The sequence below is a fragment of the Dinghuibacter sp. genome (assembly GCF_035492835.1).
Taxonomy (GTDB): Bacteria; Bacteroidota; Bacteroidia; order Chitinophagales; family Chitinophagaceae; genus Dinghuibacter.
Genome location: NZ_DATJIY010000152.1, coordinates 1 through 22659, shown reverse-complemented (window position 1 = coordinate 22659; position 22659 = coordinate 1). Strand labels below are relative to the sequence as shown.

The 22659-nt window shown below is 57.8% G+C and carries 23 protein-coding genes and 1 pseudogene; 10 read left to right on the top strand and 14 right to left on the bottom strand.

What is annotated here, in order from left to right; translation table 11 throughout:
• Positions 1-341: 341 nt before the first annotated feature.
• Together VL547_RS13925 and trxA are read left to right on the top strand one after the other, a co-directional pair.
• A complete protein-coding gene (locus VL547_RS13925) occupies positions 342-692 on the top strand; it encodes a hypothetical protein (protein WP_325578771.1) in 351 nt (116 codons plus the stop codon).
• A gap of 464 nt (positions 693-1156) precedes the next feature.
• Positions 1157-1474 (top strand): thioredoxin, encoded by a 318-nt coding sequence (gene trxA / locus VL547_RS13920; RefSeq protein WP_325578769.1) that lies wholly within the window; start codon positions 1157-1159, stop codon positions 1472-1474.
• Here the strand turns inward: trxA and VL547_RS13915 are convergent.
• A complete protein-coding gene (locus tag VL547_RS13915) occupies positions 1469-2038 on the bottom strand; it encodes a dihydrofolate reductase family protein (protein ID WP_325578766.1) in 570 nt (189 codons plus the stop codon). The genes trxA and VL547_RS13915 overlap by 6 nt on opposite strands.
• A gap of 189 nt (positions 2039-2227) precedes the next feature.
• Here VL547_RS13915 and VL547_RS13910 point away from each other — a divergent pair, with 189 nt between their 5' ends.
• Positions 2228-3844: a sensor histidine kinase gene (locus VL547_RS13910; RefSeq protein WP_325578764.1), complete on the top strand. Its 1617-nt coding sequence runs from the start codon at positions 2228-2230 to the stop codon at positions 3842-3844.
• Positions 3841-4593: a LytTR family DNA-binding domain-containing protein gene (locus VL547_RS13905; RefSeq protein ID WP_325578762.1), complete on the top strand. Its 753-nt coding sequence runs from the start codon at positions 3841-3843 to the stop codon at positions 4591-4593. Before VL547_RS13910 ends, VL547_RS13905 begins: the two co-directional genes overlap by 4 nt.
• 15 nt (positions 4594-4608) lie before the next feature.
• Here the strand turns inward: VL547_RS13905 and VL547_RS13900 are convergent, their stop codons facing one another.
• From VL547_RS13900 to VL547_RS13870, 7 genes are read right to left on the bottom strand one after another with little or no spacing between them, the layout of a single operon-like run.
• Entirely contained in the window at positions 4609-5835 is a 1227-nt protein-coding gene (locus VL547_RS13900) for a sensor histidine kinase (protein ID WP_325578760.1), read from the bottom strand.
• Complete coding sequence (locus VL547_RS13895) at positions 5819-7174, bottom strand: sigma-54 dependent transcriptional regulator (protein ID WP_325578758.1); 1356 nt, start codon at positions 7172-7174, stop codon at positions 5819-5821. The genes VL547_RS13900 and VL547_RS13895 overlap by 17 nt, the downstream gene beginning before the upstream one ends.
• 3 nt (positions 7175-7177) lie before the next feature.
• Entirely contained in the window at positions 7178-8362 is a 1185-nt protein-coding gene (locus VL547_RS13890) for an ABC transporter permease (protein ID WP_325578756.1), read from the bottom strand.
• A 5-nt stretch (positions 8363-8367) separates the two neighbouring features.
• The gene (locus VL547_RS13885; protein ID WP_325578754.1) at positions 8368-9633 is read right to left on the bottom strand and encodes an ABC transporter permease; all 1266 of its coding nucleotides are present in this window, start codon (positions 9631-9633) and stop codon (positions 8368-8370) included.
• Between the two features lie 2 nt (positions 9634-9635).
• Entirely contained in the window at positions 9636-10301 is a 666-nt protein-coding gene (locus tag VL547_RS13880; RefSeq protein WP_325578752.1) for an ABC transporter ATP-binding protein, read from the bottom strand.
• Between the two features lies 1 nt (position 10302).
• Positions 10303-11736: a TolC family protein gene (locus tag VL547_RS13875; RefSeq protein WP_325578750.1), complete on the bottom strand. Its 1434-nt coding sequence runs from the start codon at positions 11734-11736 to the stop codon at positions 10303-10305.
• A complete protein-coding gene (locus VL547_RS13870) occupies positions 11733-12983 on the bottom strand; it encodes an efflux RND transporter periplasmic adaptor subunit (protein WP_325578748.1) in 1251 nt (416 codons plus the stop codon). Before VL547_RS13870 ends, VL547_RS13875 begins: the two co-directional genes overlap by 4 nt.
• A 192-nt stretch (positions 12984-13175) precedes the next feature.
• On the opposite strand from VL547_RS13870, the gene VL547_RS13865 reads away from it, so the two are divergent.
• Positions 13176-15083 (top strand): hypothetical protein, encoded by a 1908-nt coding sequence (locus VL547_RS13865; RefSeq protein ID WP_325578746.1) that lies wholly within the window; start codon positions 13176-13178, stop codon positions 15081-15083.
• Here VL547_RS13865 and VL547_RS13860 read toward each other — a convergent pair.
• On the bottom strand, positions 15080-16153 hold the full coding sequence (locus tag VL547_RS13860) for a DUF4421 family protein (protein ID WP_325578744.1): 1074 nt from the start codon (positions 16151-16153) through the stop codon (positions 15080-15082). The two genes, VL547_RS13865 and VL547_RS13860, sit on opposite strands and share 4 nt — an antisense overlap.
• Positions 16154-16222: 69 nt before the next feature.
• Here VL547_RS13860 and VL547_RS13855 point away from each other — a divergent pair, with 69 nt between their 5' ends.
• Both VL547_RS13855 and VL547_RS13850 read left to right on the top strand, forming a co-directional pair.
• A complete protein-coding gene (locus VL547_RS13855) occupies positions 16223-16690 on the top strand; it encodes a GAF domain-containing protein (RefSeq protein ID WP_325578742.1) in 468 nt (155 codons plus the stop codon).
• A 73-nt stretch (positions 16691-16763) separates the two neighbouring features.
• Positions 16764-17000, top strand: a complete 237-nt coding sequence (locus VL547_RS13850; protein ID WP_325578740.1) for a YtxH domain-containing protein — start codon at positions 16764-16766, stop codon at positions 16998-17000.
• Positions 17001-17067: 67 nt separating this feature from the next.
• Here VL547_RS13850 and VL547_RS13845 read toward each other — a convergent pair whose 3' ends face one another.
• Positions 17068-18459, bottom strand: a complete 1392-nt coding sequence (locus tag VL547_RS13845; RefSeq protein WP_325578737.1) for a hypothetical protein — start codon at positions 18457-18459, stop codon at positions 17068-17070.
• Positions 18460-18521: 62 nt separating this feature from the next.
• Here VL547_RS13845 and VL547_RS13840 point away from each other — a divergent pair, with 62 nt between their 5' ends.
• Entirely contained in the window at positions 18522-18959 is a 438-nt protein-coding gene (locus VL547_RS13840) for a hypothetical protein (protein ID WP_325578735.1), read from the top strand.
• Positions 18960-18969: 10 nt separating this feature from the next.
• On the top strand, positions 18970-19137 hold the full coding sequence (locus VL547_RS13835; protein ID WP_325578733.1) for a DUF6728 family protein: 168 nt from the start codon (positions 18970-18972) through the stop codon (positions 19135-19137).
• A 10-nt stretch (positions 19138-19147) separates the two neighbouring features.
• Here VL547_RS13835 and lpxB read toward each other — a convergent pair whose 3' ends face one another.
• The 3 genes from lpxB to surE are packed head-to-tail and all read right to left on the bottom strand — an operon-like array spanning position 19148 to position 21358.
• On the bottom strand, positions 19148-20254 hold the full coding sequence (gene lpxB / locus VL547_RS13830; protein ID WP_325578731.1) for a lipid-A-disaccharide synthase: 1107 nt from the start codon (positions 20252-20254) through the stop codon (positions 19148-19150).
• Positions 20255-20258: 4 nt separating this feature from the next.
• Positions 20259-20579 carry a hypothetical protein gene (locus VL547_RS13825; protein ID WP_325578729.1) on the bottom strand — a complete coding sequence of 107 codons (321 nt, stop codon included), beginning with the start codon at positions 20577-20579 and terminating at the stop codon, positions 20259-20261.
• Entirely contained in the window at positions 20576-21358 is a 783-nt protein-coding gene (gene surE, locus VL547_RS13820) for a 5'/3'-nucleotidase SurE (protein ID WP_325578727.1), read from the bottom strand. Before surE ends, VL547_RS13825 begins: the two co-directional genes overlap by 4 nt.
• Before the next feature lie 113 nt (positions 21359-21471).
• Between surE and VL547_RS13815 the strand changes: the two genes are divergently transcribed.
• On the top strand, positions 21472-22233 hold the full coding sequence (locus VL547_RS13815) for a LexA family transcriptional regulator (RefSeq protein ID WP_325578725.1): 762 nt from the start codon (positions 21472-21474) through the stop codon (positions 22231-22233).
• On the opposite strand, the pseudogene VL547_RS13810 reads toward VL547_RS13815, so the two are convergent.
• Positions 22230-22659, bottom strand: a pseudogene (locus tag VL547_RS13810) (histone deacetylase); the annotation flags it as partial. The gene VL547_RS13815 and the pseudogene VL547_RS13810 overlap by 4 nt on opposite strands.

The window sequence follows — 22659 nt, the reverse complement described above, 5'->3', positions numbered from 1 at the left end:
TTTAATCGTCTCCCCAGGGCTTCGATATTGTTTTCGGGGGCGTATCCGCCGCTCTTACCGACTTCCGGTGACGTCCGCTATGATAAATGCCTGGCTCCAATGATACCGGTTGAATACCTTTGTGACCGTGGTGTCGGTTTGTTCCCATGGGTACATACAAAACCTGGCAGCCGACATCCGCCATTTGATATTCGGGGACGAATAACTGATACATTGTTCGTTTAATGTACCAAATTTAACGTTTCAGATGCCCGGAAATCGAATACATTCGGGACATCAACGTATTCTGCCTCCGCATGAATCGCCTGAAAGATACATATCGTCTGAAACTCGGCCTTTTGATGGCAGCGCTGTGCCTTTTTGGGGCGCAACTCTCCAGCGGGTATAATGGCTGTGCCCTCCCCGTCATCATCGGGCAACACGGATATGTGACCGGGTCGCGCGGCGCGGCGACGGAGCCGGGAGGTAAAAAGGAAGGTCTGATAAACCACCACAACCGCAACCGCGTTTCCATGGACCGGCGGTTTGACTTTCCGACGGATGGGGGCCTGGCGGCATCCCCATTCTATGCAGTCCTTTTAGGCGAAGGCAGCGTCATTGGGCGGCGGTCTTTGCCGGAAGGCGCTTCTTCACATACCTCAGGTACGATCACGCTTCGGGGTCCTCCCGCGACTATTCCCACTTTTTGTTGATAGCGGCCGCCGCTTTGCCGGCGGTCGGGTGATGGGTATCCTCCAGGTTGGATACCTTGTACAATCGTATGCAGGCATCGCGTATAAAATAGCATTTTATGGATCAGGAGTATATGAATATGGTGCAGCGGATTATTGAGGATCAGGCGGCCCATTGTCCCGTCTGTGGAGCGGTCCGGTATATATCCGGCCGGAGTAGCCTCGAAGTGACCATCCATTGTTCTTCGCGGGAAGCAAGGTACTGGATGTTACCGCGTGGATCGATAGAGGAGATACTCGCGAAGCGTCATTGGGACCGGTCGCGGAAACAAATTTTCCTTATACCGGTTCAGGACGTTCAATCAACGGTCCTGGTGTGAGATGGCCCCCGAGGGTTTCTGGAATGGCAAAGGGGGATCGGAGATCGGTCCCCCCTATTATAAGGGTGACTCAATCCTTCGTACCTTTAGGGTAAACAGATACCTATGCCCACCGCCAAACCCTCCTTCGGGGAGCTCATCCAGGGCAACAAGCCCGTTCTTGTCGATTTTTCCGCCGAATGGTGCGGTCCCTGCAAGTCAATGCCCCCGATCCTCAAACAAGTGAAAGACCACCTCAAGGACGACGTGACGATCATCACCATCGACATCGACCGCAACCCGGAATTGGCGCGGAGCTACCAGATACAGTCGGTGCCGACGATGATCGTGTTCCGCAGGGGGGAGGTAAAATGGCGGCAGAGCGGGGTTATTCCCGCGGAATACATCAAGAACGCGCTGGACGGGGTGTTGCAGCAGCTATAACAGCGCATACGTCAGCAGGGTCTCGCCGTTGCCGAAGGGTATAGCCTTCTCCAGGCGCAGCTTCCGGGTGGAGTCAAGTGTATCGAAAATGCGCATACCCTTACCGATGAGCACCGGGTTGACAAAGAGGTTGAGCTCATCGATCAATCCTTCCTGTAGGAGGGAGGATACGAAGCCGGCGCCGCCATACACGATGATGTCTTTGCCGGGCTTATTTTTCAGCGCCGTCACTTCCGATACCAGGTCGCCCTTGGCAAGCGAGGTATTCCGTCCCACCGGCGCCGTGAGGGTCTTGGTAAAGATTACTTTCGGGGTCTGCACCATCTTTACGGCGAAGTAATGTTCGGGGCTTTCAGGCTGGTTGTCCACGACGTCTTCCCAGTAGTTTACGAACCCTTGTGTCATTTTCCGACCCAACAGGATGGTGTCGGAGCTATCCGTCAGGGCGTTGATGGCCGAGAACATCGTTTCGTCGGGTGTGAAGGTCATCCAGTCGAGTCCGCCGTCCGATCGGGCCACATAGCCGTCCACCGTGATCTGTACTTGTAGTTTGAGTTTCCGCATAACATGGTTTTTATTGTATGACAAAGCTATACACCGCCGCGCGAACCTGGCGGGGCCGGTAGCGCCAATATGAGAGGCTTATCGGGACAAAAATCGAGGGGAAGACGGAATTCAAGCCGAAGGGGCGTATATTCAAAAAGGACACGCCGCCCCAGGGCCGGCGGTGGCAACTTTGGGAAAAGAACGACCATGAAACGAATGTTGTGTTTTGCGCTTTTGTTTATCGCGGTGGCGATCCAGGTCCGGGGGCAGTTGGTCCTGAACTACCAACAGGAGGAAAACCCGGACTGGATATATGTCGTGGTGTATATCCCGCAGCATATCGGACTGTGGAAACAACACGAGTCGGTGGTGACAAGCCAGTCGGATTCCATGTTGCGTCGCCGGTCGGATGCGCGCAAATTCGCCACTTATGTCGATATCGACCCGGGCGACAGTATCGTGCTCGGTGTCGCGTACATGGGGCATAAGCTGGCGCCGCAATATGAATACCGGCTCGTGGTGAACAGTAAGGAACAAACGCCGTGGACGTCCTTTGGCCGTTTTGGTTTTCCACCTGCTCTCAAGCCGCATATGATGATCTTCCCCAGCGAGTCCTGCGCCTATATCGGAAAATACAAAGGCGCGTTCGACTCGAGCCTGACCATCGAAGTGCGGAAAAAAGGCGGCGATACGCTTGTCAGTTCCGCGGTGGTGTTGTGGAAAAAGGCGGCCCCGGTCGTGGCCGGCGTTTTTCGGCAACAGGACCTGAAGGACCTGATGTCGGTGATGCGGGACCAGGGTAAGCGGGACATATTTAACTGGACCAACGAGGGTCCCGGGAAAGCCATCGACAGCCTGCTTACAGTACGAACCATGTTTGCCTCCACCGAGAACAATCTCGTATTTTACCTCGGGGAAAGGATCAGTGAAAGCCGCGACATCGAATACAGTCTGAAAGGACCGGACAGTACGACGGCCTGGCGGCCCAATGACTTCGACAAGAACTTCCTTTGGCTGAAGGACCTTTCACCGGGTGTCTATCACCTCCAGCTCCGGTATAGATTGCAACCGGGCCAGGTCACGGATTATCGGTTCGAAATCCGTCCGGCCTGGTACCAGACCGCTACTTTCAAGATCGTCGCAGGCAGTTTGATAGCTGCCTTTTTTGCGTTGATCGTCGTCCTCCTCCGGTTGCGTCGCCAGCAGCGCCGGGTTATCCAGCTGGAGCTGAAGAATGCCCGGACGGAAGCGCGGCTGGCATCGGTGAAGTCCCAGTTGAACCCCCATTTCGTTTTCAACGCGCTGAGCTCGATCCAGGGGTTGGTGAATAAAAGGGATCTGCCCGCGGCCAACCAGTATCTGGGGGACTTCGGGGAGTTATTAAGAAAAAGTCTCGAAAACAATGAGATCATCGGCCTCGACCGGGAAATCCAGACCCTCGATACCTACCTGCGACTGGAGCAGCTGCGATTCCATTTCACGTATACCCTGTTCGTAGACCCATTGGCACCGGCGACCGAAATACCCTCGCTGTTGCTGCAGCCGTTGATTGAAAACGCGGTGAAGCACGGGGTGTCCGCTTTGCAGGAACAGGGGGAAATCGATATTTTGGTGACCAAAGAGGAGGATGGACTGGTCGTGTACATCCGTAACAACGGCCCTGGCTTCGACCCTGTACAGGGCAAAAAAGGGCTTGGCCTGACACTGACCATGGAGAGGATTTCCCTGCTTCGGGAGGCCGGCAGGGACGTCGTGCTACGGATAGACAGCGAGCCCGGCCAGCAGGGGACGATCGTATACGTATATTTTAACCACTGGCTATGATCCTGAAGGCCGTTCTCATAGACGACGAACCGGGCAACATCGATAACCTTCGGGTGTTACTGGAAGAATATTGCCCGGAGGTAACGGTGGTCGGCGCCACGACAGACGCGGAAAAGGGACGCGCACTCGTCGGGGGCGTCCGACCGGACCTGGTGTTCCTGGACATCCAGATGCCGGGCATGAACGGCTTCGAGCTGCTTCAGTCGTTGGATCGTATCGACTTCGAGGTGGTGTTTGTGACCGCTTTCGACCAATACGGCATACAGGCCGTCAAATTCTCCGCCCTGGACTACCTGGTCAAGCCGATAAAGATTGCGGAGCTCCAGGCGGCGGTGGACAAGGCGATGTCCCGCCGGCAGCAGAAGACGCAAAACGGCCATCTGGAGAACCTGCTCCGGTTGTTGAAGGCGCAACAAAAGGACGAGCACCGGATCGCGCTGCCGGGTCTCCGGGAAACCCGTTTCGTCCGGCCGGGAGAAGTCGTCCGTTGCGAGTCCTCGAACAGTTATACGACGTTCCACCTCAGGACCGGGGAAAAACTGACGGTGTCCAGGCCGATCTACGAATATGAAGGCCTCCTGGGGGACTATGGATTTGTACGGTGCCAGCAGTCGCACCTTGTCAATACGCGCTACATCCAAAGCTGGGTGAAAGATGACGGCGGTTACCTGTTGCTGGAGGATGGGGCGAGGATACCGGTGTCCAAAGACAAACGGGACGCCGTGAGGGCCGCCCTCAACGGCCCATAGCGGTCTCGCGGGGTGTCAGAAGACAATGACGAACTCCGTCCGCCCGGGCACCACGGTCGCCAGCGAAAATTCCAGCCCATGCTGCGTCAATATCTCGCGGACCAGCGTAAGCCCGATCCCCTGGCCGTCCTTTTTGGTGCTGAAAAAGGGGGAGAACAACAGGGATTGTGCGGAGGGCGGTATGCCTTTGCCGGTGTCGGCGATGACGAGCCGGCGCCCGGTGAGCGTGATGGAAACCGCGCCTGGTCCATCGATGGCTTCGATGGCGTTTTTGACGATGTTGACGAGCGCCTGTTCGAGCTGGTTTTCGTCGGCGGGAACGACCAGCCATTCGAAGTCGACGGACAAGGTTACCTCCCGCTGTAGCGCGGTGATGGACATGACCCGGGAAACCGTCTCCAGCAGCGTTGCCAGCGCTACTGGCTTGAGCTCCGGGGGCGGCAGCTTCACCAGCTCCGCGAAATTCCGCACAAATAAATTCAGGTGCTGGTTGCGGGTTTGGGCGGCGTCGAGGGCGTCGGCCAGCAGACGCGATAACGATCCGTCGAGGAGCACCGACTGGATGATCGAATTGACCGGCCCGATGGTGTTGTTGACCTCGTGGGCCATCATCCGGATGACCTTGCCGTAGGTGTTCTTCTCGGCCGCCAGGAGCTCCAGCGTGAGTTCTTCGATCATCACGAAGTGACGGGAGAAGCCCCGGTCCATGAAATGCGACTTTTGGAGCTTGTAGGTGTGGACGCCGCCGGGCTTGACGATTCGGCTGGCGCCGGCAGGGAGCTCCAGCATAAGGGCCAGCAGCGCCGGCGAAAGGATGGCCCGCGCCCGCGGGTTGATCTCCTGTACCTCGCCGTCATAATCGAGGATCACGATCCCGGTAGGGGAGGTCTGGATGAGTTTTTCCAGGAAAAAATGCTGCTCCTCCTGACGCGTGCGCTCGGCGCGCAGCTCCTCGATCATCCGGTTGTAGACGTCGATCAGCTGGTCCATTTCCACCTTTCCGGTGGGACGGAATTTGACGGTGAAGTCCTTGTCCCGGATGGCCTCTATGCCCTCCTGGAGCATCCGGAGGGGACGGAGGAGCTGGCGGTAGAGACCCCAGGACAGGAGCGCGGTGACGATGAAGATGGCTTCGGAGAGCAAGAATAGCAACGGTTGGCTGCGCCACATGAAAAAGGACAGCACGAGCAGCGCGGCGTGCAGCAGACTGACGAGCAGGATGAACTTAGTCCTCAGCCGCATCGAAGGGGATTTGGTACTTCTCCAGCCGGCGGTAGAGCGCGCTGCGGGTGATGCCGAGGGCCTTTGCGGCGCGGGATATCTTGTTTTTGTGGAACTCGAGGGCCCGCTTTATCATCTCGACCTCCATCGACTCCAGGGTCTGGAAGGAACCGGTCGGGGCGCTGGGCGCCCGTTCCAGCTGGGGTGTGAAGTCATCGATCTCCAGCAGGTCCTTTGGCGTCACGAGGATGGTGCGCTCCACCAGGTTTTTGAGCTGCCGGATGTTCCCCGGCAGCGGCAGGTGCTGGAGCCAGCGCATGGCGGACGGCGAAACCGAAAGGGCGGACCGGTGGTAGATCTCCCGGAGGTTGCCCAGGAAGAAATTCACCAGCAGGGGGATGTCCTTCTGGCGTTCCCGCAGGGGCGGAAGGTGGAGGTTGATCAGGTTGATGCGGTAGAGCAGGTCTTCCCGGAAGGCGCCGCGCGCCACCATCTCGGGGAGGTTCTTGTTGGTGGCGCAGACGACGCGCACGTCGACGGTCCGGGTGCGGCTGCTGCCCAGCACCTCGTATGTCCGATCCTGTAGCACGCGCAACAGCTTGACCTGGCTGGATGGTTCGAGGTCCCCGATCTCGTCCAGGAAAATGGTCCCTTTATTCGCCGTCTCGAACCGGCCCGCCCGGTCGTACCGCGCGTCGGTAAATGCGCCACGGATATGGCCGAACATCTCGCTTTCGAAAAGGGAGGTGGAAATACCGCCCAGGTTTACCTTGACAAAGGGTTTGGCAGACCGCAGGCTGTTGGCGTGCACGGCTTCGGCGATGAGCTCCTTACCGGTGCCGCTTTCTCCGGTGATCAGCACCGACGCCTCGGTGGGCGACACCCGGCCGATCGTGTCCAGTATGTTCAACATCCGGGGGTCTTCACCGATGATGTGCTGAAATTGGAACTGGCTGTCCAGCTGCTTACGGGTGCGCTGCCCGGGCCGCGGACCCCGGAGGTCCAGCAGGGTCCTGACCGACGCCAGCAGGTGTTCGTTGTCCCAGGGTTTGTTGATAAAATCCCCGGCGCCCATCTTCATGCCCTGCACCGCGAGCGCGATCGAACCCCAGCCGGTGATCAGGATGACGGGGATCGAAGGCCACGACTCCTTGATGCGGGCCAGCAATGCCAGACCCTCCTCACCCGTGGTACCCATCGAAAAGTTGAGGTCCAACAGGACGAGGTCGACCGAAGTACCCTCCAGCACCTCCAGGGCCTCCACGGGGCTAACGGCCTCGCGCACCGCATACCGGTGTGTCTTCAGCAGCAGCACCAGTGAAGCCCGCACGGCCATATCGTCGTCAATGATCAGTATCATACCTCAGTCTTCGTGCAGGGCGACGGCGGGGTAAATGCCGGCGGCCTGTCTGCCCGGGTACAGGGAACAAATCGTCACCAGGGCATAGATGAACAAGATAGCAAAAATAAGGGCTAGGATATAAACGCCGGTGGGGAGGTCGAAGACGTGGAGCAGCGGGAACTGGACGGCGAAGAACGTACCCAGTACCAGGGCGAAGGTGGCCAGGATCAACGTCTCGGTCCACAGTTGGGTGGCAACCGATCCCCCGGTGGCGCCCACGGCCCTCCTAAGGCCGATCTCGCCGCGGCGCCGGTTGATATTGTACCAGAGCACGCCAAAAAGGCCGAAGGCCACATTGAGCACCAGGAATCCGGCGATAATGCCAAAAATGATCAGCGGGATGATCGCCTGGCCATTGATGTTCGATCGGGAGTCGGAGAGATGGGAGATACCGATATCGGCGTGTTTTATGCGGTTGGAGAGCAGTTGGAACAACTGGCCCTCGAAGGTCGCATCGGCGTCGGGTGTTACCTTGACCAGCATGGTCGTTACATCGCGACGGAAATTGGTATCTATCCGCTCCCAGATCGAGGAATTGGGCTGCCTGTAGTCGCCGTTGACCTTTGCGTCGCCGACGACACCGACGATACGCCTCTTGTGCGCATCCTGGTCGGTCCCGATCACTTTTCCCACGGCGGCCTCGCCGCCAAAGGCCGCCTGTTCCAGCGACTGGTTGATGATGATCGGTTGGTAGCGCGCCGCGTCGTCCGTCTTGTCGAACCAACGGCCCTCGACCAGTTTCATGCCCAAGGCGTCCGCGTAGTGGTCGTCCGTGTGGTATGAATAGACATTACCCACCTGCTTATTCCCGGTGTTAAAGGCCGTTATATTCATCGCGTCACCGAAAGGCGTGTTAAAGCTGGTGTAACTGGCCTCCCGGACCTTGGGAAGGGAGATGACGGCTTCATGCACCATATCGTAAAAGGCGGCTAAAGAATCCGCGGAACCGGGAGTGTCCGCGTTATCGAAGTGGACCGTCCAGACATCCTTGTCCTCCAGTCCTATGGGTTTCCGGTAGTTGCGGTAAAAGAAGACGATCATCGTGGCTATGGCGAAGATGACCAGGAAGGAAAAGAAAATCTCGATCACCAGGAGGAGGTGTTGTTTTTTCTTGTTCCACATCAGCTTGGATAAATGACGGAGCATAACGTTCAGGATTTGAGGGCGGTGACGACGTTTAACCGGGACATCCTCCAGGCGGGGTATACGCCCGACAATATCCCGAAGAAAAGACAGGCGGCCAGGCCATAGAGGAGGGCCGGGAAGTTCAGGAAAAGGTGCAGGTTCTTGATAGGCTCGGCGCGGTTCAGAAGGGCGAGCGCCGCGATAGACAGCAGTACCCCGATAAGGCCGCCCAGCAGCGTCAGGAAGACGTTCTCCACCAGGAATTGGAGGACCAGGGTGCCGGAGGAGGCGCCAAAGGATTTACGCACCCCGATCTCCGAGGACCTTTCCATGATCCGGGTCACGTTGATATTGATGAGGTTGATCGTCGGGATCAGCATGAACAAGAAGGTCAGAAGCGCTGCACAAACATAGAACCAGGTTATACCGTCGCCATTCTCCCGGAAATGCCCGTTCGACATACTGATGCCGAAAAGGTGACGGGTATAGGTCGCCAGGAAGAGATCCGCCCAGGTCTTTTGGTGATCATACCTCATTGGGTCGGAAATGGGTATGCGATTGAACATCTCGTCGAATTCGCGGCGCATGGCCGGTATCTCCGACTTGTTGCGGGCCAGCAGTAAAATCGAATAGTTGCCCGATATATCCGTGCTTTTTAAATCTCCCCTGGACAGCGAATAGGGGAGGTAGACGTCGGCAGTGGAAAACTCATTGGACCTGACGTCCCCGCGCACGACGCCGATCACGCGGAATTGCGTGTTATCGGCTACAATGTATTTGCCGACGGCTGTTTCGCCCTTTCCGAAGTAGTCGTTCCGCAGGTCGTCGGTGATGACGGCTACGTTGTCCCCGTTGTCGATCTGCCGCCGATCGAAGGGCTTGCCTTCCAAAAACTGGAATTGCAGGACGTCCCAGAAGTGCTCGTCGGTATACCGGAGGGCGAGGCCGAGCTTCTTGTCGTTGATGTAGGTGTTGGTCCTTGTCGGGTTGGACGACAGCGCTACCGCTTCCGGTATCTTGAGGGTCGACGCATAGTGCTTGTATAAATAAAAGCCGATGGCTCCCCCGTTGATATTGTGCTTGTCGCCGTCCCCCCAGAAATACATGGAGGTGACGTACAGCATGCGGTCCCGGTGGATATCCGGATAGCCCGGGTTTTCGAATTGGGTGAAAAAAGCGACCACCACCATAATGGTAGCCAGCGTCAGGCTGATGCCGAAAAGGCTGATGAAGGTGAAGAACCAGCGACGCTTCAGCACGGCGATCGCGATTTTTAGATAGTTACGTAACATGGCTATTGTACTTGTGATCCGTCAAACAATCGGACGAGGCGGTGCGTTCTTCGCGCCATGTTTTCATCATGGGTGACCATGACGATGGTGGTCCCTTCGGTGCGGTTGAGGTCGAGCAGGATGTCCATGATCTCGCCGCCCATCACCGAGTCCAGGTTGCCCGTCGGCTCGTCCGCCAGGATGATCTCGGGGCGCCCCACGATGGCGCGCGCGATCGCGACCCGTTGCTTCTGACCGCCGGACAGTTGGGTGGGGAAATGCTTGACCCGGTTCGACAGACCGACCTTGCCGAGGGCCTCAGCCGCCAGCCGGCGGCGTTCCCGGGCGGAGACGGCGCGATATAACAAGGGCAACTCGGCGTTGTCAAGCACCTGGAGGTCCCCGATAAGGTGATAGCTCTGGAAGATAAACCCTATGGATTTGTTGCGGAACCGTGCCAGCTCCTTGTCGGACAGGCGCGCCGTAGCATGTCCGTCGATCCGGACGTCGCCCCGGGTGGGTCCGTCGAGCAGCCCCATGATATTGAGCAGTGTGCTCTTTCCGCAGCCGGAAGGCCCCATGACCGACAGGAATTCGCCCTTACCCACCATGAGGTTGATGTTCTTGAGGGCAAGCGTTTCGACAGTGTCGGTCCGGTATACCTTTTCGATGTTTTGTAAGTGAAGCATCTTAGTTGTATTTGATTTTTTCGTTGCGTTCGAAATCGTAGAGGGAAAGATAGCGTAGTTGATAATACGCGCCCCAAAAGTCGCGGAGCGCGGAGACGTAGTCCCGTTGGGCCTGGTCGTTCTCCTGGAAGGCGATGCTCAGGTCGGTGATGCTGAGATCGCCCAGGAGGTAGCGCTGCCGCGCGATCTCGTATTTGTCCGAGGCGATGCTATCGGCCCGTTCCGTCAGTCCCACCTGGTCCTTCATCATGTTGAAAAGGGTCACCTGGGTGACGATCTGTTGTTTGAAGACCAGCTTGTCCTGCTCCACGGTGTATTCCATCAGTTGTTCGTTGGCCTCCGCCGTGCGCGTCCTCGCCCTGGCTCGTCCCCAGTCGAGGATGGGAATATTGAACTGGAGCTGCACGAGCTGCTGGTCCTGCGGGCTGCGGTAAACGTCCGGTATGGTGGGTCCGGTATTGGAATATCCCAGGTTGGCGGTGAGCGTCGCGGTGAAGCCGTTCTGACCCTTGGCGAGGGCCACGTCCCGTTTGGCTTCGTTGATCCGTCGGATAAAGGCGATGGCGTCGGATCGGTTCGCGTAGGCCTCTTCCAGGACCTTTTCGGTGGATATGGTTACCTGGCTGATGACGTCCGGAACGGTCAGGACGATCGCGTCCGCCGAGTCCTCCCCGGTGTAGGTCCGGAGCGCCAGGGTTGCCACTTCCACGTCCCGCCTGGCGATGCCCACCGCCTTTTCGGTATTGACCTGCTCGAGTTGCAATTGCAGGATCTCGTTCCGGGAGACTTTGCCCAGACCGTACTTGATCTGCGCAACAGACAGGATCTTTTCGGTGTTCCGCCGGTTGGTCTCGGCCACCCGCAGGTTGACCTGCGCCAGCAACAGGTCGAAGAAATATCCCTCGGCCGTGACCGCGATCTTCTCCTGCGCTTCTATATACGCCTGCTTGCTTTCGTTGAACTTTAACGGCTCGATGCGCTTGTCCCAGCGGAGCTGGTTGTACTGGAACAGGGGTTGGCTGTAACCGATGCCATACGGCACGCCCTCGTAGAGGATGTTTTTACGGTCGAAGTCGTCAAACCGCTGGAGCTGTGTGGTGCCATAGATCGACCCGCCGGTGGCCGCGATGCTCTGGCTGAAGTTGAAGGTCAGCGTGGAATTGTCGTAGTAAACCGGTTGGAAAAGGATGGTTCCGTTGGGTTGTACGACCTCCGTGTACGACTTCGTATAAGCGGGGACGGTACCGGTCATCGACAGCTGCGGCTGGTAGTTGGACCGGTAGGTACGGTATTGCCAGTATTTTGTCTTCCGCGTGGTAATGGCCTGGCGGGCGTCGATGGAGTTGCGCTTCGCCAGGTCCACGACCTGGGGGAGGGTGAGGCGGGCGGTGTCCGCTGGGCGTCCGTACAGCAGCAGGCAAAGTAGTGCGATCACGGGTTCTTGATGTTTAGTTGCTGAATGGTCTTGTACCCGCTCATATCGGAAGTGATGACCGTATCGCCGGGGTGTATGCCTTGCACGATTTCCACGTAGTCGAAATTGGAAAGGCCGATTGTCACAGAACGGCGATAGGCGCGTCCGTTGTCGACGACAAAGACATCCTGGCTTTTACCTCCCTTGAACGCCGCCCCGTTGGACACCCGGACGATGCCGGTATGCGCGGCTGTGACCAGGTAGACGTCTACCTTGAGGTGCGGTCTCAATTTTGCTTCGTTGGCCCTGTCGAGCACGACGTCAAAACCGACCAGGCCGCCCTGGACCGACGGGTATACGTGGTCGACCCGTCCCCGGAGCAGGGTGTCGTTGACCCTGACGATCGCGGGCATGCCGGCCTTCAGCTGGTCGAGGTAATTGTCGGAGATACTCCCCGATACCTTGAAACTGCTCAGGTCCGCGATACGTGCGAGCGTCTCGCCCTGACGGACGGAGGACCCGATGTTCTTGTCCACGTAGGTGATCACGCCCGCCCTGGTGGCCGTGGCGTTCGCCAGCTCCAGTTTCCGCTCCAGCGCGTGGAGGTCGCTGGCCTGGATGTCCGCCGCAAGTTCCGACGACTTAATATCCAGCTTCATCGTTTGCTGTTTGGCAAGGATCTGGTTTTCGAGCTGTTTTTTTTCCTCCTGCGCGACCTTCAGGTTCAGCTCGGCCTGCTCGATCTGTTCCCGTGTCCCGCCCCCCGCTTCAAAAAGCTTTTTGGCGTTCTCGACTTCGTCGCTGAGGTTGCCGATGTGGAGTTGCTTGATGGCGTTGTTGGACTGTATGTCGGAATAGCTTTCGCCCAGGTCGACCTTCATGCGCTCGATGTCGCCCTGTTTGGACGCCAGCTGGAACCGCATCTTTTCCAGGTCGGCCTCCGTCTGGGATTTGTCCAGCGTCAGGATCGATTCCCCGGCTTCCACGGTGGCGCCTTCGTCCTTGAGGACCTTGCGGATCGAACAGTCGATGGAGCTGGTGAGCGTCTCCTCGAATTCCGGGAGGACCTCCCCCGACGCGGTGATGGTGTTTTCGATATTGCCGGTGGTCGCGACGGCGGTGGTGATATCCGCGCGGGTGAGGGAGGGGGTCAGGAGGATCCATGTCGCCCATAGGGCGAGGGCCAGGATGGCCAGCGCGGCGGCGGCTACGATCCATCGTTTCCGACGTTTTTTCGCGAGTTCTGTTTCCTGTATGGGGGTGTCCATGGCTGTACTTTTCGGCTAAACGGTTGCAAGCTGGGTGCCATCGATATTGTTTTGAAATTTAAGTACTTGTATGTTTTTTGCTTCGCAAAAGTGCCCGATATCGCACACTTTTTCCGATAACGTTCATACCTATTAATGGGTATTTTTCACCCGCACTCCGGCCAGTAATTTTACGGACCTGAAACCATCATTGTGAACAAAGTATTTATTACCCTTACCCTGCTTTCGGCCTCTTTGCTTACACACGCCCAGGACCATTGGGGTCCCTGGAACAACGTCGCCTGCTGGAAGGGGCTGCATTTCCACCTTTCCAACGGCGGCCCGAGCGGCAACACCGGCAAGAACAGCTGGAGTTGTCAGTTCAGGAACGACTACACCGAGGACATCAGTTTTGAGTTCACCATATTGGCCCCGGCGGAGCTCGAGACCTATATGGCGGGCAAATGGTCCCCGGACCAGCTGGGACACAACGGCCGGATAACGCTCAAGGCGGGCGAGGACCAGTCCAGGGACCCCAAGGACTGGTTTGGCGTACAACCATCCACCGGCGGGGGGTTGTTTGCGTCCAGCCACACGCTCTATGTGATCGTCACCAACGTCCGGTTTGGCGACGACGCCCATGATAAGCCGTTTGCCACCGACGAATGCGGGAAGCCCAGCGGGAAGGACCCGATAACGAGGTCTTCGACGGGGAATGAGAAGACCGCGCAGCTGACCCTTTCGGAAGGGGCTTCCCAGGAGGAGTCGCCGGCGGCGCCTGTGGCGGCCGCGCCCACGCCCACACCTGTAGTGGCGCCAACACACGCTTCCGCGGTTGCCACTGCCCCGGCCCCCACGGCGTCCGCCCCCGCCCCCGCGCAGGGCCTCACCGCCACCCAACAGCAGACGCAGCGTTATATCGACCAGGCCCGCCAGCCCGGTAACGACGCCATCCAAACCTCCCTGGCCATCAACCAGGCCTCCATCAACGGCATGCAAAACGGCGGCAGCACCGCCACCCAGCAGGCGCAGATCCAGCGGCTCCGCCAGGCGCAGTCTCAAGCCAACAGCGCCGCGATCAACTCGGCCCTCGGCGACTTTGCCAGCACGCTCAACAGCATCGCGGAACAGCGGCAGCAACGGGCCGAGTGGCAGGCCATGGACGCCGAGTGGCACGAGCAGTACCGGCGCCGGTCGCTGGTCTATGGGACAATCGGTACCTATAGCGACTTATACCTGGACACCTCGTTTTTGATGCAATCGCCCTACAGCTATTCTATCAGCAACCCGGACGACAACCTCGACGACTGGAACATCTATACCGACCGCCGCGCGGCGGACATCCAGGAGGCTTTGTCACACAACGACGGCCAGGCGGTGCTGGAGGGCATCTCCAACAGGCTCGACTATCGGATCAGCCGAAACGGCGAGGCCGTGGAATTTGGATTTCCGCCCTTTTTATCCAATCCCTTCGACGACATGGTCGAGGTCAAGGGGAAGTATGGCCCTTCCAAGGAAAAAGCCATGAAGACCATCCTGGTGGATACCCGGTCAAAAAAAGAAAAGAAAACGCCGAACCCCACCGATCTCCGGGAACTGTTGCCAGAGATGGCCGGGGCCTATGACATCAGTGTCGACGCGGATGGCCTTTTCAACAAAGCCTATGGTCCCGACTACAAAAAGAGGTTTGAGGGCGCCTTCGACACCTATCTCGGCGCCTATGGCAGTCTCGCTTCGGTGGCGCTGATGACCCAATGGCTCTACCAGGCCAAGGCGGACCTGGAATACCAAAGCGGGGAATTCAAAAAGGCGCTCGACGACCTGCAGCGCGCGGACGACCTTTGCACCCCATCGGTATTCAGCAGCGGCGCCATGGGGATGCCCTACGACCTTGGCCGTTTTTCCTACGCCGATTATTATTGGTCCAACCTGCTGCGTATCCGTATCGGGGAATGGGCCACCCTTAACCAGCTTTGCAAAGACAGTACCATCTCTGCCGAACAAAAGGTCGCATACGGTACCCAGGTCCTGTTGCTCTATTATAAGACCCGAAACGACCTGGCCGGTGTCTTTGGCGTGTCCTGGCTGGCGTTGGTGCCCAGGAAGGTTACGATTCACTAAGGTGTGATCGCGTCCTTTACCTTCTGAGGGATATCGTTCAACTTCTTTCGCGTGCGGGCGCTCAATCCAAAGCGGTGAGACAGGGTGATCATGTACAACCCGTTGCGGACGAGATAGGCATCATGACCCTGGATACCGGACACGGACATCCGGTTGTACACCCATGAGACGCCGGCGCCCCATATGGCGCCGTTATAGCCCCCCGCCAGCTTATAGGTAAGGATGGGATTGATGCCCAGACGGCTGAAATCCCCATCGCCATACTCACGGGTGTACCCAAGACCCGCGGCGGCCGTCACGCCGCCGGTGGCGAAATAGTGTCTTTTGAGGACGAAGGTATACGCATAGCCCACCCCGGGACCGAGCATGACGAAATGCGCCCCATGGACGTCGTAAGAGGTACTGTCCGCGTGCACCATCGACGGCGCCAGCGCGCTGTCCCCACGGATCGCTCCGTAATAGATCCCGCAACCCAGGAGTAATGAGCCCGCCGACTTTTGCTGCCATTCGTCCTGGACGACAAAGGCCCGGTTGGAAAAATGCCGGAAGTTGGCAACATAGTAGGCCGACGCCCCTACGAAGGCCGTTCTTATGTCGGGCCGGGCATAGTCCGACGTCTGACCCGGAAAGGAGCCATTAGAAAGATAGTAGCCCCTGTAAAACTGTCCAATAAGATCAACAGATAACGTTCTCCAATAAAAATGCGCTTGTAAATCAAAGTAATGCGTTTTGCCCTTGTCCCCCGGTGGGGCAAAAAAGCCGAGACTCGCCGACAGGTTCACTGAAAAGTACCCATAGGTCGCGCCGATGCCGAGACTGGGTGGGGTGTTCGGCTTGTACTTCAAGGTGCCCCCGGGCTCGTCCAGAAGGAAGGTATTCAGTTTGTGCGCCCAGTATAACCGGGCCGTCAGCTTGTGCGGGTAGGAAGCATAGTAGGAGGAATCATACGTTGCGTGCTTCTGTTTGACGATAAACACCGCGGAATCGCCCAGCATAGCCTGTTTGGTTTGCGCCCGGACCAGGGAGGGCAGGAGGTAGGCGCCGAACATCAGGGCTATCGTCAACTTCAAACACATCGGAGTATGTCTTGCAAGCCCGGTGCCGAAAAGGATGAACGGCCGATTTTGTAACTTTGTTGCATGGCAGAAGATTTACAGATAGCATCCGGTACGAAGATAGAACAATACGAAGGGTTGTTGCCCCAGATACAGGGTCTCCTGGACGGTGAAACCGACCTGGTCGCCAACCTCGCCAACGTCGCGGCCGCGCTCAAGGAGCAGTTCGGCTGGTTCTGGGTGGGTTTTTACCTGGTGAAGGGGGAAGAGCTGGTGTTGGGTCCTTTCCAGGGCCCGGTCGCCTGTACGCGCATCCGGAAGGGGAGGGGCGTCTGCGGGACCAGCTGGGCCAAAGCGGAGACGCTGGTGGTGCCGGACGTGGAGGCCTTCCCGGGGCACATCGCCTGTAGCAGCCTTTCGCGTTCCGAGATCGTTATACCGCTCCTGAAGGCCGGCGAGGTTTGGGGCGTGCTCGATGTAGACAGCGACCGCCTGGCGGCCTTTGATGAAACCGATAAGCTATACCTGGAAAGGCTTTTAACGCTATTGTAGCACTTCGATTCCAGTCTGGCATGGTTCTTTCCTTTGGTTTAGTATCTCTTCGCTAACCAAGAAAATGCATGTTATGACTAAAAATTCCACCTTCCTTATCGGATTGGCTGCAGCCGCGGCCGCAGGCGCCGCGCTAGGCCTGTTGATGGCCCCCAAGAAGGGGAGTGAAATGCGCAAAGACATTTCCGACAGGATCGACGACATTTCCGATCAGCTGAAAAGCCTCGGACGCAAGGCAAAAAGTCACGCGAATAACATACAGGACGACCTGTATGATATCCGCAACCAGGCAAAGTCGACGGTCAGCTAAGCATATAACTGGCAACGTCGCTTGAAGAGGCCGCGGATTCCCCGCGGCCTTTTAGTGTTTTGAGGTATTATAGCGTTTTGAGGTATTCGATCAAATCCTTCCTTTCCCCGGCCGTCAGCTCGTCCCCGAACGTGTGCCCGTAGTTGCCATACCCCGGCAGGGTCGTGTTGTATACGCTGGAGCCACCCGGTTTGTCGGGGGTGGTATACCGGAAACCCACGGCGTCGTAGTCGTACACCGTTTTATTGCCCTGGTAACGGTTCCAGTAGACCGGCCGCTCCTTGCTGTTCAGGACCGCCTCCAGCGTGGGCACGGAACCGTTGTGGAAATAAGGGGCGGTGATCCATATGCCGTCCAGCGGCGGCGCAATATAGCCGTTGAAGGGCGTGAGCTGCGCGGGGTAGGGGCCGCTGCTGAACCAGGAATTGTTGAACCAGTCGATGAACTGGGGGTATTGGAAATTACTGGCATACAATAAGGAATCCGTACCGACGATGGCCTCCGGGATCAGGAGGTTGGGATAGCCCCCCTGGGGGCCGTAGCTCCCGTGGCAGTTTTCGCAATAGGTTTCGAAGAGGTATTTCCCGCGCGTGGCCTTTGGCTTATCGACCGGGTAGGGATATTTGGGCGGTTCCAGGGTGAGGAGCCAGGACAGCACGTTGGGTATATTGCGATCTACCACGTTGGCCTCGGCGGTGTCTGTCACCGTCAGCAAGTTGCTGGCCATGAGGAACTTCCCAAAATCGCCGCGGCCAAAGCCGTTATAGAACATGGCGTGTTTCTTCTTGAGCAACCACCAGGCGGGTACGTCCGTCGGAATGACGGCATCGGGTATCTCCAGCGCCGGCGTATCCTTCCAGCGAAGGGTCACGGGATCCCGGTGGGCGGCCAGCAAAGCCGCCAGCCGGTCCGCGGCGTTGACTCCCCGGACGTGCGTAACCAGGCCCGGGGCTACCGCGGAGGTGACTTTTATAAAGTCGGCCGCCGCCTCGTATTTCCCGGAATGTCCGCCGGAAAAGGTTTTTAGCCAGTTGCGCATGGCGGTCACGCCGGACCGCTCGTTGTGGGTGAAGTCCACGTCGGTGCTTCCCAGCCCGACGATCAGCTTGTCGCCAAAAACCTGGGCGTGGCATTGAAGACAGTTCGGTACTACCACGACAACGCCGTTGGACGCCTTGACGGCGGTGAAATTATAGGGGATATTTTCGTTCAGGCTGTCCCGTTGGAGGTAGTGCTTTTTGTCCTTTCCATAGGCCATCAGGTATAGGTCATAAGGGATACCGCTTTTCAGGTAGTCCCCTTCTACCACATAACGGTATCCCAGACCCGGGTCACCGCTGCGTTGCCCGCTGGGCGGGATATAGACGGGCGACGGCGCCTCCTTCATACCCGACAACCACGCCGATAAAATGAACAACAAAAACGTAAAGGCAACCCCTATGACCACAGACCTTTTCATTCGTTATCTATTTGCCTTGTATATAAATTTGAGTATATTCAATAGGTACTAATTTACGCGATATGCCGATGTATAACACCTACAGTTTTACTAAATCCGATTTCGCAGCCATGCTGCAGCACATCGTGGACCTCATACCGGACTGGATGTTCTTGTACGATCCCGCCGAAGACCTGGTCGTCTACCATAATCAGAAGAACGGCAACCTGTTCGAGTCGACGCCCGGCATGCCCGCACGTTTACGGGACCTGCTGGAGCCCATTGTCTTACCCGAAGATATGGTGATCCTGGAGAGGAACACCCTCACTCTCCGGTCCCTGGACGGCCCCGACATCCGCGAGGTCCGTTTCCGCGTCCGGTCCGCCGGCAGTATCCAGGGCTACCGGTGGTATGCCTTCCGGCAAAAACTGTTCTGGCAGGACGAAACGGGAGTGAAGCTGATCCTCTGTATCGGCATGGAGATCCGGCAGGCGTTCGAAGGGAAGATTTGTTATTCGTAACTTTGCCCATATGGGCTTCTTCAGGCAATTTGCCGAATATCTTTTCCTGAAGCGACGGGACCCCAATGCGCCCCGGAGCATCAACCTCGGTCTGATGCATGGCATCAACCGAATTACTACCCTGATCTTCCTGGCAGGGATGATCCTGTTGTTGTACCGTTGCCTGATACACCACTAGGCCGCTTTTTTCAGACGACCCGCGCAAACCGGTCGATGATCACCGCCGCGTTGGTCGAAGCGTCTCCCCCCTGTTGCAGGATTTGCTTCAGCGCCGCATAGTCCGCTTCGATCCGGGCCCGGTACGCCGCGTCGTTCAATAACCTGTCGAGCTCCGTCCGCAGGTTGTCCGCATTCATATCCTGCTGAATCAGCTCCTTTACAACCGGTTTGTCCATGATCAGGTTCACCAGGGAAATGTACTTTACCTTGATGAGCCGTTTGGCGATCTCGTAGGAAAACTGGCTGCCTTTGTAGCAGACGGCTTCGGGGACGCCAAACAGCGCGGTCTCCAGCGTAGCGGTGCCGGAAGTGACCAGGGCGGCCCGGGCCTGACGGAGCAGCCCGTAGGTGTTGCCTTTGGTCAGCTGCACGTTCGGATAGGCCTGGGTGTAGTGGTTGTAGTAGGCGTCGTCGAGGCTGGGCGCCTGGGCGACGACAAACTGGTAGTCCGGGAAATACCGGCTGACTTCCAGCATGACCGGGAGCTTGAGAGCGACCTCCTGGGCCCGGCTGCCGGGTAACAACGCCACGATGGGCTTGTCCGATAGCTTTTCCGGCTGTTGCCTTTGCGCGGCCTCGATCACCTCCACCAGGGGATGACCCACGTAGTCCACCGTGTAGTCCCACTTTTTGTAGAATGCCTGCTCGAAGGGCAGGATCACGAGCATCTTGTCGACGCTGGTCTTTATATTTTTGACGCGGGATTCCTTCCAGGCCCAAACCTGGGGGGAAATGTAATACACGACGCGCAGACCCCGGGCCTTTGCCCAGGGGGCGATGCGCAGGTTGAAACCGGGATAGTCGATCAGGATCAGGACGTCGGGTTCGTAGGCCAGGATGTCGGTCTTGCACATCCGGAGGTTGCGCAGGATGTCGGGCAGGTGCCGGATGACTTCTACAAAACCCATGAACGCGAGCTCCCGGTAGTGTTTGACCAGGGTCGCTCCCGCGGCTTGCATCAGGTCGCCTCCCCAGCAACGGAATTCCGCCGAGGGATCTTTGCCGCGAAGGGCTTTGATGAGGTTGCTCCCGTGCAGGTCCCCGGAGGCCTCCCCGGCTATGAGATAGTAGCGCATGGACTTAGAGAATGAGCTTTACCAGCAGGGCGGCGATCCCGTACAGGACGGTGGTGACGAAGATGCCCTTGGCGGTCTGGTCCTTACCCGCGTTGATATACAGGGTGAAAATGACCGCGTTGGCCAGGAGGGATATGCTGGTGATGGCGGTAATGAGGTTGTGCTGTTCCAGGAGCAGGTTCAGGAAGTCGCGAAATGAGAAGAGCCGGTATTTGAAAAAATAGTAGATCAGGAAGCCCAGGATGGGCGCCAGAGCTCCCAGCGCGAGTCCCAGCCCTACGTGGTCTTGTTTGAAGAACTTGAAGCGGCCTTTTTTGATGGTCACAGTTGCCACGTTTTTTCCAGTTGTTGTTTGATGGTATAATTGGTTAGATCGAACTGCACCGGTACCACGCTCACGTAGTTGTTCTGCAGGGCCCAGACATCGGTATCGGTCCCCTCGTCAAAATTCACGAATTCTCCGGTTAACCAGTAATATTTTTTCCCGCGCGGGTCGAGGCGTTCATTGAAGTCCTCTTCGTATTTGGCATAGGCCTGCCGGCATACTTTTACCCCCTGGATGAGCTCCATGGGCACCGACGGGATGTTGACGTTCAGCGAAAGGTGGCGGTGTATCTTGTCCTTGAGCACCCTTTCGACGAGCAGGTGGGCGTAGTGCCTGGCCGCGGTGAAATCGGCCTCCAGGCTATAGTCCAGCAGTGAGAAACCCAGCGACGGGATGCCTTCGATGGCCGCCTCGATGGCGGCGCTCATGGTGCCGGAGTAAATGACATTGATGGAGTGGTTGGGACCGTGGTTGATGCCCGACAGGCAAATGTCCGGCTTGCGGTGCAGGACCTTGTCCACGGCCAGCTTTACGCAGTCCACCGGGGTGCCGCTGCACTGCCAGGCTTCGATGCCGTCAAAAATGGTTACGGGATCCATCCGGAGGGGATAGCCGATGGTGATGGCGTGCCCCATCCCCGATTGGGGCTTGTCGGGGGCTACGACTACGATCTGTCCAAGGTCTTTCACGGCTTCCACGAGGTTACGGAGCCCCGGTGCGGTGACGCCGTCATCGTTGGTCACCAGGATAACGGGCTGTTCTTGCTTTGTTTGTGCCATAGTACATTTCCTTTGAGGGTGCGGGCGCGTCTGGCCGAAATTACACCTTTTAGCGTCTTTTTTTGGAAATACTAAAAATGTTAGTATTTTAGTGCTAAAATTTTGCACTTACTATGGCCATCGCCGGTAAAAACCTCAAGTACTTACGCAAGCTGCGCGGCTGGACCCAGGAAGAATTCGCCACCCGACTTGGTATCAAACGCTCCCTGTTGGGAGCGTATGAAGAAGAAAGAGCCGAGCCTCGGACCGAGGTCCTGGAAATCGTCAGCGACATTTTCAAGGTTACCCTGGACGACCTGCTCCGAAGCGACATCGGCGAAGGGTCGGGTAGCAACTACCTGTCCAAGCGCCGCCAGCTGAAGCTGTCAACCCCGGGTCAGTCGATCATCCCCTTCGTGCCTTTGAAGGCCGCCGCCGGTTACCTGAATGGTTATGGCGACCCCGAATTCGTCGACGAGCTCAACACCTTTACCCTCCCGATGGTCGCCTCCGGAAACTTCCGCGCGTTCGAAATCGTGGGCGACTCGATGCTCCCGACCCCAAGCGGCTCTGTCATCGTCGGTGAAAAGGTGGAGGACATGGAGGCCGTAAAGAACAACCAGGCCTACATCGTGGTTTCCAAGACCGAGGGCATCGTCTACAAACGCATCCTCCGCAACAACCGCTCCCGCGCCAAGGTCACCCTGGTCAGCGACAACCCGGTCTACGAGCCCTACCAGCTGGCCATGGAGGACATCATGGAGCTCTGGGCCGCCCAGGTCGTCATCACCAAGGTCAGCCCCCAGCAGCGCTACGACGTGACGTCGCTGAGCCATCTCGTGAGCAACCTGCAGGAGCAGGTGAATACGATCAAGAAGAAGTTGCCGAACGCCTAGTCGAGGCCAAACACGTCCTTCGCTACGCGGAACGTATTGCAATGCGCCTCCACGATGGTGCGCACGTCCGGCGAATAGCCCCCGCCCATCGCGACCATGCACGGCACGGCCGAGTCGCGCAGGGCACGGAAGACCATCCGGTCGCGTTCCGCGCAGGCGTCGACCGAGAGGTTCAGGTGGCCAAAGCGGTCGGTGCCGAGCACGTCCACGCCGGACAGGTAGAACGCGAAGTCCGGACGGACGTCGCTTAGCAGTCGCGGGAGGTGTTGTCCGAGCAACTCCAGATACGCCTTGCCGTCAGTCCCCTTCTCCAGCTCGACATCGAGGTCCGACCTCTCCTTGTGGAACGGGTAGTTGTGCCGCCCGTGCATACTGAACGTAAAGACGCGCGGCTCGTTATTAAAAATCCGCGCCGTCCCGTTGCCC

Bases quoted from the DNA above. Each gene is read 5' to 3' on its own strand.
- VL547_RS13925 (WP_325578771.1), top strand. From the start codon at position 342: ATGGCAGCGCTGTGCCTTTTTGGGGCGCAACTCTCCAGCGGGTATAAT.
- trxA (WP_325578769.1), top strand. From the start codon at position 1,157: ATGCCCACCGCCAAACCCTCCTTCGGGGAGCTCATCCAGGGCAACAAG.
- VL547_RS13915 (WP_325578766.1), bottom strand. From the start codon at position 2,038: ATGCGGAAACTCAAACTACAAGTACAGATCACGGTGGACGGCTATGTG.
- VL547_RS13910 (WP_325578764.1), top strand. From the start codon at position 2,228: ATGAAACGAATGTTGTGTTTTGCGCTTTTGTTTATCGCGGTGGCGATC.
- VL547_RS13905 (WP_325578762.1), top strand. From the start codon at position 3,841: ATGATCCTGAAGGCCGTTCTCATAGACGACGAACCGGGCAACATCGAT.
- VL547_RS13900 (WP_325578760.1), bottom strand. From the start codon at position 5,835: ATGCGGCTGAGGACTAAGTTCATCCTGCTCGTCAGTCTGCTGCACGCC.
- VL547_RS13895 (WP_325578758.1), bottom strand. From the start codon at position 7,174: ATGATACTGATCATTGACGACGATATGGCCGTGCGGGCTTCACTGGTG.
- VL547_RS13890 (WP_325578756.1), bottom strand. From the start codon at position 8,362: ATGCTCCGTCATTTATCCAAGCTGATGTGGAACAAGAAAAAACAACAC.
- VL547_RS13885 (WP_325578754.1), bottom strand. From the start codon at position 9,633: ATGTTACGTAACTATCTAAAAATCGCGATCGCCGTGCTGAAGCGTCGC.
- VL547_RS13880 (WP_325578752.1), bottom strand. From the start codon at position 10,301: ATGCTTCACTTACAAAACATCGAAAAGGTATACCGGACCGACACTGTC.
- VL547_RS13870 (WP_325578748.1), bottom strand. From the start codon at position 12,983: ATGGACACCCCCATACAGGAAACAGAACTCGCGAAAAAACGTCGGAAA.
- VL547_RS13855 (WP_325578742.1), top strand. From the start codon at position 16,223: ATGGCAGAAGATTTACAGATAGCATCCGGTACGAAGATAGAACAATAC.
- VL547_RS13850 (WP_325578740.1), top strand. From the start codon at position 16,764: ATGACTAAAAATTCCACCTTCCTTATCGGATTGGCTGCAGCCGCGGCC.
- VL547_RS13845 (WP_325578737.1), bottom strand. From the start codon at position 18,459: ATGAAAAGGTCTGTGGTCATAGGGGTTGCCTTTACGTTTTTGTTGTTC.
- VL547_RS13840 (WP_325578735.1), top strand. From the start codon at position 18,522: ATGCCGATGTATAACACCTACAGTTTTACTAAATCCGATTTCGCAGCC.
- VL547_RS13835 (WP_325578733.1), top strand. From the start codon at position 18,970: ATGGGCTTCTTCAGGCAATTTGCCGAATATCTTTTCCTGAAGCGACGG.
- lpxB (WP_325578731.1), bottom strand. From the start codon at position 20,254: ATGCGCTACTATCTCATAGCCGGGGAGGCCTCCGGGGACCTGCACGGG.
- surE (WP_325578727.1), bottom strand. From the start codon at position 21,358: ATGGCACAAACAAAGCAAGAACAGCCCGTTATCCTGGTGACCAACGAT.
- VL547_RS13815 (WP_325578725.1), top strand. From the start codon at position 21,472: ATGGCCATCGCCGGTAAAAACCTCAAGTACTTACGCAAGCTGCGCGGC.